The sequence below is a fragment of the Pseudomonas sp. GOM7 genome, from assembly GCF_026723825.1.
GTDB lineage: Bacteria > Pseudomonadota > Gammaproteobacteria > Pseudomonadales > Pseudomonadaceae > Aquipseudomonas.
Map to the genome: position 1 here is coordinate 2,018,426 of NZ_CP113519.1, position 12,603 is coordinate 2,031,028.

The 12,603-nt window shown below is 62.3% G+C and carries 11 protein-coding genes; 8 read left to right on the forward strand and 3 right to left on the reverse strand.

Translation table 11 applies throughout. The features are described from left to right. Positions 1-197 precede the first annotated feature (197 nt). The gene (locus tag OU800_RS09140; protein ID WP_268183091.1) at positions 198-2,123 is read left to right on the forward strand and encodes an ATP-binding cassette domain-containing protein; all 1,926 of its coding nucleotides are present in this window, start codon (positions 198-200) and stop codon (positions 2,121-2,123) included. A gap of 18 nt (positions 2,124-2,141) precedes the next feature. Continuing rightward, positions 2,142-2,828, forward strand: a complete 687-nt coding sequence (locus OU800_RS09145; RefSeq protein ID WP_268183092.1) for a DUF6901 family protein — start codon at positions 2,142-2,144, stop codon at positions 2,826-2,828. Positions 2,829-2,879: 51 nt separating this feature from the next. Here OU800_RS09145 and OU800_RS09150 read toward each other — a convergent pair whose 3' ends face one another. Together OU800_RS09150 and OU800_RS09155 are read right to left on the reverse strand one after the other, a co-directional pair. After that, positions 2,880-3,320 (reverse strand): universal stress protein, encoded by a 441-nt coding sequence (locus OU800_RS09150; RefSeq protein WP_268183094.1) that lies wholly within the window; start codon positions 3,318-3,320, stop codon positions 2,880-2,882. Between the two features lie 133 nt (positions 3,321-3,453). Continuing rightward, positions 3,454-4,275, reverse strand: a complete 822-nt coding sequence (locus tag OU800_RS09155; protein WP_268183096.1) for a hypothetical protein — start codon at positions 4,273-4,275, stop codon at positions 3,454-3,456. A gap of 410 nt (positions 4,276-4,685) precedes the next feature. On the opposite strand from OU800_RS09155, the gene fadB reads away from it, so the two are divergent. The 6 genes from fadB (at position 4,686) to OU800_RS09185 (ending at position 12,062) form a co-directional block, all read left to right on the forward strand. Beyond that, positions 4,686-6,833 (forward strand): fatty acid oxidation complex subunit alpha FadB, encoded by a 2,148-nt coding sequence (fadB, locus tag OU800_RS09160; RefSeq protein ID WP_268183097.1) that lies wholly within the window; start codon positions 4,686-4,688, stop codon positions 6,831-6,833. Positions 6,834-6,863: 30 nt separating this feature from the next. Next, entirely contained in the window at positions 6,864-8,039 is a 1,176-nt protein-coding gene (fadA, locus tag OU800_RS09165; RefSeq protein WP_268183099.1) for an acetyl-CoA C-acyltransferase FadA, read from the forward strand. A 73-nt stretch (positions 8,040-8,112) separates the two neighbouring features. Continuing rightward, positions 8,113-8,355 (forward strand): DUF1653 domain-containing protein, encoded by a 243-nt coding sequence (locus OU800_RS09170; protein ID WP_268183101.1) that lies wholly within the window; start codon positions 8,113-8,115, stop codon positions 8,353-8,355. Positions 8,356-8,460: 105 nt separating this feature from the next. Further along, positions 8,461-11,067 carry a type I DNA topoisomerase gene (gene topA / locus OU800_RS09175; RefSeq protein ID WP_268183104.1) on the forward strand — a complete coding sequence of 869 codons (2,607 nt, stop codon included), beginning with the start codon at positions 8,461-8,463 and terminating at the stop codon, positions 11,065-11,067. Between the two features lie 156 nt (positions 11,068-11,223). Then, positions 11,224-11,742, forward strand: a complete 519-nt coding sequence (locus OU800_RS09180) for a DUF6586 family protein (RefSeq protein WP_268184250.1) — start codon at positions 11,224-11,226, stop codon at positions 11,740-11,742. 80 nt (positions 11,743-11,822) lie between these two features. Further along, positions 11,823-12,062, forward strand: coding sequence for a hypothetical protein (locus OU800_RS09185; RefSeq protein WP_024307543.1), 240 nt, complete (start codon positions 11,823-11,825; stop codon positions 12,060-12,062). A gap of 67 nt (positions 12,063-12,129) precedes the next feature. Here OU800_RS09185 and sulA read toward each other — a convergent pair whose 3' ends face one another. Continuing rightward, positions 12,130-12,600 carry an SOS-induced cell division inhibitor SulA gene (gene sulA, locus OU800_RS09190; RefSeq protein WP_268183107.1) on the reverse strand — a complete coding sequence of 157 codons (471 nt, stop codon included), beginning with the start codon at positions 12,598-12,600 and terminating at the stop codon, positions 12,130-12,132. Between the last annotated feature and the right edge of the window lie 3 nt (positions 12,601-12,603).

Here is a 12,603-nt window from a genome sequence, read left to right on the forward strand (position 1 = left end):
CCATCTGGCTGCAGTCTCTAGCTTAGCCTTTCGCCACGGGTCGGCGAAAGCGCCGGCAGCAAGCAGATACACACTGAACGAATGCCCCGACAGACTAGGGGCTGTTGCCGTTTCTCGCAGCAACGCGGCGCTCGTCGAAACGGAAACAGCCGCCCGCCAACTCGGGTAGAATGCCCGGCCTGTTTTTGGAGATGCCCATGACCCTGCTCAAGTTCGCCGATGTTTCCCTCGCCTATGGCGCCATGCCCCTGCTCGATGGGGTTTCCTGGCAGATCGCCCGGGGCGAGCGGGTGTGCATCATCGGCCGTAACGGCACCGGCAAATCGAGCATGCTGCGCCTGGTCAAGGGTGATCAGATGCCCGATGACGGCGAAATCTGGCGCGCCCCGGGGTTGAAGATCGGCGAATTGCCGCAGGAGCTGCCACGTGCCGACGAGCGTACGGTGTTCGACGTGGTGGCTGAAGGCCTGGCCGGTGTCGGTGAGCTGCTGGCCCGCTATCACCACTTGGCGCAGAACATCCAGGGCGACGACGATCTCGAACAGCTGATGCACGTGCAGCAGGAATTGGAAGCCAAGGATGGCTGGCGCCTGCAGCAACTGGTGGACAGCACCCTGAGCCGCCTGCAGTTACCGGCCGACAAGACCCTGGCCGAGCTTTCCGGTGGCTGGCGCCGCCGCGTGCTGCTGGCACAGGCATTGGTATCCGAGCCGGATCTGCTGTTGCTCGACGAGCCCACCAACCACCTGGACATCGGTGCCATCGCCTGGCTGGAAGAGGCGCTGAAGGATTTCGGCGGCGCCGTGCTGTTCATCACCCACGACCGTTCCTTCCTGCAGAACCTGGCCACGCGCATCCTCGAGCTGGATCGCGGGGGGCTGATCGACTGGAACGGCGACTACGCCAGTTTCCTGGTGCACAAGGAGCAGCAGCTCGCCGCCGAGGAGACCGCCAATGCGCTGTTCGACAAGCGCCTGGCGCAGGAAGAGGTGTGGATCCGTCAGGGCATCAAGGCCCGCCGTACCCGTAACGAAGGTCGCGTGCGGGCGCTCAAGGCCATGCGCGCCGAGCGCGCCGAACGTCGCGAGCGCCAGGGCAAGGCGAATATTCAATTGGAGACAGCGGACAAGTCCGGCAAGCAGGTGATGGTGGCCGAGAACGTCAGTTTCGCCCACCCCGGCGGCCCTTGGCTGGTCAAGGATTTTTCCATGGTGCTGCAGCGCGGCGACCGTATCGGCCTGCTCGGTGCCAACGGCACCGGTAAGACCTCGTTGCTCAAGTTGCTGCTCGGTGACCTGCAACCTAGCAGCGGCAGCATCGAGGTGGGCACCAAGCTGGAAGTGGCCTATTTCGACCAATTGCGTCACCAGCTCGAGCCGGAAAAGACGGTGATCGACAACATCGCCGAGGGCCGCGACTTCATCAGCATCGATGGCCAGAGTCGCCACGTGCTGAGTTACCTGGGCGACTTCCTGTTCAGCCCGCAGCGCGCACGTACCCCGGTCAAGGCCTTGTCCGGTGGCGAGCGGGCACGCCTGTTGCTGGCCAAGCTGTTCAGCAAACCGGCTAACCTGCTGGTGCTGGACGAACCGACCAACGATCTCGATGTGGAAACCCTGGAACTGCTCGAAGAAGTCCTGCTCAATTTCCCTGGCACCGTGCTGATGGTCAGCCACGACCGTGCTTTCCTCGACAACGTGGTGACCAGCACCCTGGTGTTCGAGGGCGAGGGCAAGGTGCGCGAGTACGTCGGTGGTTACCAGGACTGGCTGCGCCAGGGCGGTTCACCGCGTCTGCTCGGGGTTGGCGAGAGCAAGTCCGGCAAGGCCGAGCTGGCCACGGCCATCGTCGAGTCGCCGACTCCGGCGGCTGCGGCGCCCGTGCAGGAGAGCGCCGAGCCGGCGAAGAAGAAACTAAGCTACAAGCTGCAGCGCGAGCTGGAAGCGATCCCGGGGCAGATCGATGCCCTGGAGCAGGAAATGGCGGCGGTGCAGGCGCAGGTGTCTGATCCTGCCTTTTACCAGCAACCGGTGCAGACCACGACGCAGGTATTGGCGCGCCTCGACGACTTGCAGAAGGAAATGGACGCGTTGCTCGAGCGCTGGGCAGAGCTGGAAGGCTGACGAAGGAACGAATGTGCAATGGCCATCGAATACCGCATCACCCTGGATGACGAACATCAGTTCAGCTACCGGATCGAGCTGAATCGCGAGTATGACCCGGAGCTGGCGCAACGCACGCCAGCTTGGACCCGCCTCGAGCATCAGCAATGCAGCAACTGTCCATTGAGCCGAGAGCAGTTCAGCCACTGCCCGGCAGCGGTCGACCTGCATCGCGTCATCGAGGACTTCCATGGCCTGCCCGCCTTCAAGAAGGTTGGCGTGTGGGTACGTACCCCCGAACGTGAGTACAGCAAGAACCTGGGCCTGGAAGAAGGACTGCGGGCGCTGCTGGGGGTGATCATGGCCACCAGCGCCTGCCCGGTGCTGGGGCGCCTTAGGCCGATGGCGCAGCACCATCTGCCCTTTGCCAGCAACCAGGAGTTCATCCTGCGGGCGGTGTCGCTGTACCTCACGCGGCAGTACTTCAACATGCGTGAAGGGCGTCTGGCAGATTGGGAGCTGAAAGGCCTGGTGCGGCATTTCCAGCAACTCAAGCTGGTCAACCAGGCGTTCTGGCAGCGCATTCACGATACCTGTGAAGGCGACTCCAACCTCAAGGCCTTCCTCACCTTCTTCTCGCTGTCATCGAGCATGACGGTGACCCTGGAAACCCAGCTACAGAAGATTCGCCCCCTGGTCATGAGCGCGGGCGAAGCCTTCGACTGAGGGCCTGCCCGATGCGCCAGGCGCTGGCGCATCGGGCAGAGCGGGCAGCTATCAGTCGGTTTTCTTCAGGCGCACGGCGAGCACGTCGCAGGGGGCACCGTGCAGCACGTCGTTGGCGGTGGAGCCCAGCAGCAGAGCCAGGCCATGGCGTCCATGGCTGCCGACCACGATCAGGTCGCAGCCTTGTTCCTCGGCCAGGCGGTGGATCTCCTGGCGCGGCTGACCATAGGCCAGATGCCGGCGGTCATCGGTGATTTCCGGGTATTTGCCGCTGAATGCGTCCAGGCGTTCGCGGGCTTGCTCGAACTGCTGTTGTTGCAGCATCGACAGATCCATCGGTACGTCACCGCCAAAGGCCATGGCCATGGGCTCGACGATATGCACCACGGACATCTTCGCGCCGCTGGCCTGTGCCAGCTTGCGCGCGCGGCTCACCACCGGGTCGCATTCCTCGGTGAGGTCGACGGCGACCAGGATATGTTGGTAGGGCATGGTGAAGTCCTCCTGAGGATAAAAACCGCTTCGCATCCAGTATGGCCCTGGATGCCTGCTCGTGTCCCAAAGAAAAGCCCGATGCAAGCACCGGGCGGTGGCAAGGCCAGGCAGGCCGGAAACGGGGAGGGCATCAAAGCTGGTGCGCGGCATACAGGGCCGCGACCTCTTCCAGGCCGTCGATGATGCTGTCGGAATACTTGTTGATTAGGAAGGGTACGGTGTTCTGGTTGTAGTTCAGCAGGGATTTCTCGATATAGCGGAACTTGGTGACGATATTACCAATGGCCGTGGTGATCTCGGGGGTGTTCTGTGGTGCCTGGGCCAGGGCGTCGAGGCCGCTGGCGAACTCCCGTACCTGCTCGTCGATGGCGCGCTCCTCGCCGCCGCCGAAGAAACTGCCACCGATCGAAGCGCTGCGCGAAGCGTAGTCCAGGGCGATGTTCTGCATCAGCAAGCTCTGTTCACGGCTGCGCTGGGTGAGCGTCGGTACGTTCTGGCCGCTTTCCTGCTGGATCGTCTGGTACAGCTCCTGGCTGAGTTCCATCAGGCGTTCGTTGCTCTTGGCCAGGGCGGCGATGGGTTGCAGGTCGGTGAAACCCTGTTTCTGCATGGTCGCCATCAATTGTTGCAACCTGTCGCGGTAGTCCTGCCATTGCTGTTGCAGCTTGCCCTGCAGCGCCTTCGCAACCTCTCCCGGCTGAGCGGCCAGGCCTTCGAGCCGTGTCTGTGCCCGCTGCGCCGCATCGTTGATCATACGCGCGTAACGTTGATCCCCTTCCATGGCGTTGTACATGTAGAAATCGCTCAGGCTCTTCTGCGCGGCCAGGCGCATCTGCTGAAGCTGCAGCAGGTCATCGGCGGGGCTCGCGAACGACGAGGCCGCTAGCAAGGTGCTGAGGATGAGGGTGAGCAGGGTGCTCAAGGGCAATGCAAGCTTACCGCGGCTCGACATCGTGAAGCTCCGTCTGGCCCATCGAGGGGCTCGATTTGTTGTGTTCACGTGGGCATGGGCGAACGAGAGGCGAATGTACTCGCAAGCCTGGGCGTTTGGCTAGGCACCTTGAGGGGCGGAGGTAGCGGAAGCAGTGAATGCACCAGTCTGGGGCGTGTCTAAACTGAAAAAAGCCTTTGCAACGAGGCCAATTGACAAGTTCGGGCTTTTCCCCGAAGGTGTGCACACCCAAATCAAACGGGCGTATGAATTGAGCGTTTGCCTGGTAAGGCGCGCCGCTACAGCCCGAACATCGCGTCGGCGGGTGTGTCGTACCGATTGGGGCTATGCTCGAACGGCCCTGCCGCGAGCTGGCCTGGCGGTTGGCTCCGATGTGTACTGTTCAGCTTCCATACCGTGGAGATCAGTTGATGATTTACGAAGGTAAAGCCATCACGGTTAAGGCTCTTGAGAGCGGCATCGTCGAATTGAATTTCGACCTCAAGGGTGAGTCCGTCAACAAATTCAACCGCCTTACCCTGAACGAGCTGCGCGCCTCCGTCGACGCGATCAAGGCCGACGGTTCGATCAAGGGCGTGATTGTCACCAGTGGCAAGGACGTGTTCATCGTCGGTGCCGACATCACCGAATTCGTCGACAACTTCAAGCTGCCCGACGAAGAGCTGGTGGCGGGCAACCTCGAAGCCAACAAGATCTTTAGCGATTTCGAAGACCTCGGCGTACCGACCGTGGTCGCCATCAACGGCATCGCCCTCGGCGGCGGCCTGGAGATGTGCCTGGCCGCTGACTACCGCGTGATGAGCGCCACCGCCAAGATCGGCCTGCCGGAAGTCAAGCTGGGCATCTACCCGGGCTTCGGTGGCACCGTGCGTCTGCCGCGCCTGATCGGTACCGACAACGCTGTCGAGTGGATCGCTTCCGGCAAGGAAAACCGTGCTGAAGACGCGTTGAAAGTTGGCGCCGTTGATGCCGTGGTCGCTCCGGACAAACTCAAGGATGCCGCGCTGGATCTGGTCAAGCGCGCCATCTCCGGCGAGCTGGACTTCAAGGCCAAGCGTCAGCCCAAGCTGGAAAAGCTCAAGCTCAACGCCATCGAGCAGATGATGTGCTTCGAGACTGCCAAGGGCTTCGTCGCTGGCCAGGCCGGCCCGAACTACCCGGCTCCGGTCGAAGCCATCAAGAGCATCCAGAAGGCCGCCAACTTCGGTCGTGACAAGGCGCTGGAAGTCGAGGCCGCCGGCTTCGTCAAGCTGGCCAAGACCTCGGTCGCCGAGAGCCTGATCGGCCTGTTCCTCAACGATCAGGAACTGAAGAAGAAGGCCAAGCAGCACGACGAGATTGCCCGTGACGTGAAACTGGCCGCCGTGCTCGGCGCCGGCATCATGGGGGGCGGCATCGCCTACCAGTCGGCCTCCAAGGGCACCCCGATCCTGATGAAGGATATCCGCGAAGAGGGTATCCAGATGGGCTTGGACGAGGCGTCCAAGCTGCTCGGCAAGCGCGTCGAGAAGGGCCGCATGACCCCGGCGAAGATGGCCGAGGCGCTCAACGCCATCCGCCCGACCATGTCCTACGGCGATTTCGGCAACGTCGACATCGTGGTCGAGGCCGTGGTCGAGAACCCCAAGGTCAAGCACGCCGTGCTGGCCGAGGTGGAAGGCCATGTGCGTGAGGACGCGATCATCGCGTCCAACACCTCGACCATCTCCATCACCTACCTGGCTCAGGCCCTCAAGCGCCCCGAGAACTTCGTCGGCATGCACTTCTTCAACCCGGTGCACATGATGCCGCTGGTGGAAGTCATCCGTGGCGAGAAGTCCAGCGACGTGGCCGTGTCCACCACCGTGGCCTACGCCAAGAAAATGGGCAAGAACCCGATCGTGGTCAACGACTGCCCGGGCTTCCTGGTCAACCGCGTGCTGTTCCCGTACTTCGGTGGTTTCTCCAAGCTGCTGGGCTTCGGTGTCGACTTCGTGCGCATCGACCGGGTGATGGAGAAGTTCGGCTGGCCCATGGGCCCGGCCTATCTCTCCGATGTGGTGGGCATCGACACCGGCCACCACGGCCGTGACGTGATGGCCGAAGGCTTCCCGGATCGCATGACCGTGGAAGGCAAGACCGCCGTCGACGTGATGTACGAGGCCAATCGCCTGGGCCAGAAGAACGGCAAGGGCTTCTACGCCTACGAGACTGACAAGCGCGGCAAGCCGAAGAAGGTCTCCGACCCGGCCGCCTACGAGCTGCTCAAGTCCATCGTGGTCGAAGAGCGCGAAGTCACAGACGAAGACATCATCAACTTCATGATGATCCCGCTGTGTCTGGAAACCGTTCGCTGCCTGGAAGACGGCATCGTCGATACTGCGGCCGAGGCCGACATGGGCCTGATCTACGGCATCGGCTTCCCCCCCTTCCGCGGTGGTGCGCTGCGCTACATCGATTCGATCGGTGTGGCCGAGTTCGTCGCCCTGGCCGACAAGTACGCCGAGCTGGGCGCCCTGTACCACCCGACCGCCAAACTTCGCGAAATGGCCGCCAAGGGCCAGAAGTTCTTCGGTTAATCGCGCAGCGAACAGAGCGAGAGTAGAAATATGAGCCTGAATCCTAGAGATGCAGTGATCGTCGACTTCGGTCGTACCCCGATGGGTCGTTCCAAGGGCGGCATGCACCGCAACACCCGCGCCGAGACCATGTCCGCGCACCTGATCAGCAAACTGCTGGAGCGCAACGCCAAGGTCGACCCGGCGGAAGTCGAGGACGTGATCTGGGGCTGCGTCAACCAGACCCTGGAGCAGGGCTGGAACATCGCGCGCATGGCGTCGCTGATGACCCAGATCCCGCACACCAGCGCCGGCCAGACCGTCAGCCGCCTGTGCGGTTCGTCCATGAGCGCCCTGCACACTGCCGTGCAGGCGATCCAGACCGGCAACGGCGACGTCTTCGTCGTCGGTGGCGTGGAGCACATGGGCCACGTTGGCATGATGCACGGCGTCGACCCCAACCCGCACCTGTCGCTGTACGCCGCCAAGGCCTCCGGCATGATGGGCCTGACCGCCGAGATGCTGGGCAAGATGCACGGTATCACCCGTGAGGCGCAGGACGCCTTCGGTGAGCGTTCGCACCGCCTGGCGCACAAGGCCACCGTCGAAGGCAAGTTCAAGGATGAAATCATCCCGATGCAAGGCTATGACGAAAACGGCTTCCTCAAGGTGTTCGACTACGACGAGACCATCCGTCCGGAAACCACCCTGGAAAGCCTGGCCAACCTCAAGCCGGCGTTCAACCCGAAAGGCGGCACCGTGACGGCGGGTACGTCCTCGCAGATCACCGACGGTGCGTCCTGCATGATTGTCATGAGCGCCCAGCGTGCTCAGGATCTGGGTATCCAGCCGATGGCCGTGGTTCGCGCCATGGCCGTGGCCGGTGTGGATCCGGCGATCATGGGTTACGGCCCGGTGCCGTCCACCCAGAAGGCGCTCAAGCGCGCCGGTCTGAGCATGGCTGATATCGACTTCGTCGAGCTCAACGAAGCCTTCGCCGCCCAGGCCCTGCCGGTGCTGAAGGATCTGAAACTGCTCGACAAGATGGACGAGAAGGTCAACCTGCACGGCGGCGCGATCGCCCTGGGTCACCCCTTCGGTTGTTCCGGGGCCCGTATCTCCGGTACCCTGCTCAACGTCATGAAGCAGAACGGTGGCACTCTGGGTGTCTCCACCATGTGCGTGGGCCTTGGCCAAGGCATCACCACCGTCTTCGAGCGCGTTTAAGCGCTGGTGGACACAAACCGGGGCCCAGTGCCCCGGTTTTGCTTTTTACGGCTTTTTATATCGGGAACCGCTCATGCAGTTGCAGCCAGGACTCTATCGCCACTACAAAGGCCCGCACTACCGCGTATTCGGCGTGGCGCGCCATTCCGAAAACGAGGAAGAGGTGGTGGTCTATCAGGCGCTGTACGGCGAGTTCGGCCTGTGGGTCAGGCCGCTCAGCATGTTCTGCGAAGAGGTGGAGATGGACGGCAAGCGCGTTCCACGCTTTGCTTTGATTCAGGCTGAAGTCAGCCCTATCGGCAGTTCGGAAGTCTGAGTGCGCAGTCCCTGCGCTTGACCTACGCTTGGTCGCCACTATATATAGCGGGGCCTCAAGGCTCCCAGCCTTCTATATTTCGCAATTTTAGGAATTCTCTGATCCATGGGCAAATCGCTGGTCATCGTGGAATCCCCGGCCAAGGCCAAGACCATCAACAAGTACCTGGGCAGCCAGTACGTGGTGAAGTCGAGCATCGGCCACATCCGTGACCTGCCTACCAGCGGCTCGGCAAGCGCCAGCAAGGAGCCGGCCAAGCGCGGCAAGGCCGCCAGTGAAGCACCTGCTCTGTCGCCCAAGGAAAAGGCCAAGCGCCAGTTGTTCGCCCGCATGGGCGTCGACCCCGAACACGGCTGGAAGGCCAAGTACGAGATCCTGCCTGGCAAGGAAAAGGTGATCGAAGAACTGCGCCGTCTGGCCAAGGATGCCGACACCATCTATCTCGCAACCGACTTGGACCGCGAAGGGGAGGCCATCGCCTGGCACCTGCGCGAGTCCATCGGTGGTGACGACAGCCGCTACAAGCGCGTGGTGTTCAACGAGATCACCAAGAAGGCGATCCAGGAAGCCTTCTCCAAACCCGGCGAGCTGGACATCAACCGCGTCAACGCCCAGCAGGCGCGGCGCTTCCTCGATCGCGTGGTGGGCTACATGGTCTCGCCGCTGCTGTGGGCCAAGATCGCCCGGGGCCTATCCGCCGGGCGAGTGCAATCGGTGGCGGTAAAGCTGGTGGTGGCGCGCGAGAAGGAAATCCGTGCCTTCGTCCCGGAAGAATACTGGGAAGTGCACGCCGACCTCGGCACCGCGAAGAACGCCAAGGTTCGCTTCGAGGTGGTACGTGAGAACGGCGCGGCCTTCAAGCCGGTCAATGAAGCCCAGGCCATGGCCGCGTTGGACAAGCTCAAGGCGTCCAGCTACAGCGTGGCCAAGCGTGAAGATCGCCCGACCAGCAGCAAGCCCACGGCGCCTTTCATCACCTCCACCCTGCAGCAGGCAGCGAGCAATCGTCTGGGCTTCGGGGTGAAGAAGACCATGATGATGGCCCAGCGGCTCTACGAGGCCGGCTATATCACCTATATGCGTACCGACTCGACCAACCTGTCGGCCGATGCAATCGATATGGTCAGGGGCTTTATCGGCAGCGAGTACGGCGACAAGTACCTGCCGGGCAAGCCCAACCTGTATTCGAGCAAGGAGGGCGCCCAGGAGGCGCACGAAGCGATTCGTCCGTCCGACGTCAACCTGCGCCCGACCCAGCTCTCCGGCATGGAGCGCGATGCCGAGCGTTTGTATGACCTGATCTGGCGCCAGTTCGTGGCCTGCCAGATGCCGCCAGCCGAATACCTGTCCACCAGCGTTACCGTGGCTGCTGGCGACTTCGAGCTGCGCGCCAAGGGCCGCATCCTCAAGTTCGACGGTTACACTCGCGTGCTGCCGCAGCAGAGCAAGCCGGGCGAGGACGACGTTCTGCCGGAAATGAAGGAAGGTGAGGGCCTCAAGCTGATCAAGCTCGACCCCAGCCAGCACTTCACCAAGCCACCGGCGCGCTACTCCGAGGCCAGCCTGGTCAAGGAGCTGGAAAAACGCGGTATCGGTCGTCCATCCACCTATGCGGCGATCATCTCCACCATTCAGGATCGTGGCTACGTGACGGTGCATAACCGCCGTTTCTATGCCGAGAAGATGGGTGACATCGTCACCGAGCGTCTCGACGAAAGCTTCGCCAACCTCATGGACTATGGCTTTACCGCCACCATGGAAGAGCATCTCGACGACGTGGCTCAGGGCGAGCGCGAGTGGAAGCACCTGCTCGACGAATTCTATGCCGACTTCAAGAAGAAGCTCGAAGCCGCCGAGGCGGGCGAGGGCGGCATGCGCGCCAACCAGCCGACCCTGACCGACATTCCGTGCCGCGAGTGTGGCCGGCCGATGATGATTCGCACCGCTTCCACCGGCGTGTTCCTTGGCTGCTCAGGTTATGCGCTGCCGCCGAAGGAGCGCTGCAAGGCCACCATCAACCTGGTGCCGGGTGACGAGATCGCCGCCGACGACGAGGGCGAGTCCGAATCCCGCGTACTGCTGGGCAAGCACCGCTGCCCGATCTGCGCCACCGCCATGGATGCCTACCTGCTGGACGAAACCCGCAAGCTGCACATCTGCGGTAACAACCCGGACTGCACCGGCTACGAGATCGAGCAGGGCCAGTACCGCATCAAGGGCTATGAAGGCCCGAGCCTGGAATGCGACAAGTGCGGCAGCGAGATGCAGCTCAAGACCGGTCGCTTCGGCAAGTTCTTCGGCTGTACCAACCCAAGCTGCAAGAACACCCGCAAGCTGCTCAAGAATGGCGAAGCAGCGCCACCGAAGATGGACAAGGTGGACATGCCCGAGCTCAAGTGCGAGAAGGTGGACGACACCTACGTGCTGCGCGATGGGGCCTCGGGGCTCTTTCTGGCCGCCAGCCAGTTCCCCAAGAACCGTGAAACCCGTGCACCGTTGGTGCTGGAGATCGTTCCGCACAAGCACGAGATCGATCCCAAGTACCACTTCCTCTGCGATGCGCCGCAGAAGGACCCGGATGGCCGTCCGACAGTGATTCGTTACAGCCGCAAGACCAAGGAGCAGTACGTGCAATCCGAAGTGGACGGCAAGCCGACTGGCTGGCGTGCGTTCTACGATGGTGGCAAGTGGAAGGTCGAGGACAAGCGTTGACGCGCGTCCGCACTGGCTGAGCGCCGACCGGGCCTCATTGCCGGCTGGTGCTGCCGGCTCGCCGGAGGGCCAATTGATGGCGAATGCCTGACGAGATGCGCACCGGCTTTTGCCGGTGCGCGTATCATGAGTCGATCTGCTGTGGAGGGCATCGCGATGGCCAAAGAAATCTACACCCGCACCAATCAGAAGATCTTCTTCGCCGGTATCGCCCTGGACAACTGGCGCAAGGCCGAGGCCTCCAATGCCTTCAACTTGCAGGCGCTGGTGCAGGCTGAGCGCGAGGCCGCGTTGTTCCACCTCTACGGTGGTTTGTTGGGGCTGTGCCATGAGATTGCCGGTTACTACCGCATGCATGATGCTGCGCCCACGCGTGTCGAGGCTTTCGTTCAGCAGGCGGTACTAGAGGCTACGCCCAGCCCCGAGCTGGCCGAACTGGTTGAATTGACTCAGCAGAGCGAAACCTGGTTGGCGCAGTTGCTGGCGGCCTATGCTGCGCTGTTCCAGCCGCCGCGCGAGGCGCGCAAGGCCAAGGTCGACCCGGCCATGCCCTTGATCACGGCGGTCAGCGTCGGTGAAGAGCCTGCAGAGCTGAGTCTCGATGAAATCGATGCCTGGCGTCAGCAGCTCAAGGGCCTGGTGCTGCGTTTTCGTGAAGGCCTCAGCGAGTGCTGAGTGCGTTATCTGGACGAGTGGGCTGGGGTTGAGCCGGGCCGGCTGTTACAATTTCATGTTTTTTGCAAAGAGACCGAGCCATGCCTACATCCTTTCTGGAAATCGTCGAACTGCCCGATGGGCGTATCGCCTTGCGCCGAGCAGAGGACGAGGAGGCATTGGTAACTTTGGATTTCTCTGCCGATGCCAAGGCCTTTCTGCAGGGCCAGCATATCGAGGTGGCCAAGGCCATGCTCAATGTCGGAGTGCAGATGGCCGGTCGAATGGCCGAAGGTGATTTCAGCAGCGAAGAAGAGGAAGGGCCGAGAGTCCTGCACTGAGGCTGAGGCGCTACGACACAACGCAAACGGGGCTCATTGGAGCCCCGTTTTCATTTGTGAGCCTGATTCAGCCCAGGCTGATGTTGAGGCTCTGCGCTCCACCGCTAACGGCGGCCTGTACCAGGCGTTGGCGAGTACTGCGTTCGACAGGGTGTAGCCAGCTGATGACGGTATGGCTGCGGCCCAGTTTTAGGGCTTCCTCGGCCAGCTCCAGGGCGCTTTGCCCTTGCCGTGGTTGCAGCAGCAGGATGCGTTCGCGGTTTAGCCCGGCATCGCGTAGCCAGCTTTGCGTGAGGCTGGCGGGTGGCGCCACCAGGGTCAGCCAACGTGCGTCCTGGTTCTGGCTCAGCTCGCGCAGGATCGGCGCCAGCAAGTGCAGGCAGTGGCCGGCAGCGCCGCGCAGAGCCAATTCACTGAAAGCCTGATCATCCTCGCTGTGGGCGATGCTGTCAGCAACCAGTGGCTCGCTCGACGCGCCAGCAAGGAATGCGTCGAAAAGTGGGAGTTGTGGGCGCTCGAACGACTGCTGCATTTGCATGGC